Below are 436 nucleotides of genomic sequence, written 5' to 3' on the forward strand. Positions count from 1 at the left end.
GTTTTTTTTTCTGCTCTTTTTTTTCAGCAATGGCAAGCCTTTTCTAGGACTCTGATTGACTTGTTAACTAACATACCTATTCCAAGTACTAGCCCCGCCTCTTATTTTCAGTTCTGGATAAGATTCAATAATTACCTTATCATCATGCTGATAATAAGGGATACAGGTATGCTTATTCTGATGCTTAATGTCGGTTTTATAGATCGAACAAAAATAACAAGTATCATGACGGCGAGTAATGCCCCGTAAAACACGCTTGACGTTACATGTATAAGGAAATTTAGTACCATATCCGGAGGGTTAAAAATTTCCGTTATTTTAATATCCGGCGGGAGTTGCGTGCCGGGGGTCGTCGCTCCTGTGCGTATCTCGCTCGCGTTTCGTTTCGAGTTTTCACTGCCTTTGTTCTTTCCGGGAACCGTTGCCGCCGCTGTAC

The 436-nt window shown here is 42.0% G+C and carries 1 protein-coding gene; it reads right to left on the reverse strand.

Going from position 1 to position 436, the window contains the following annotated elements; all coding sequences use genetic code 11:
- Nucleotides 1-131: 131 nt before the first annotated feature.
- Nucleotides 132-436 (reverse strand): efflux RND transporter permease subunit (locus ACYVTD_RS16970; RefSeq protein WP_461248821.1); only part of this gene is annotated, 305 nt, incomplete at its 5' end.

The sequence above is a fragment of the Treponema sp. R6D11 genome (assembly GCF_054786075.1).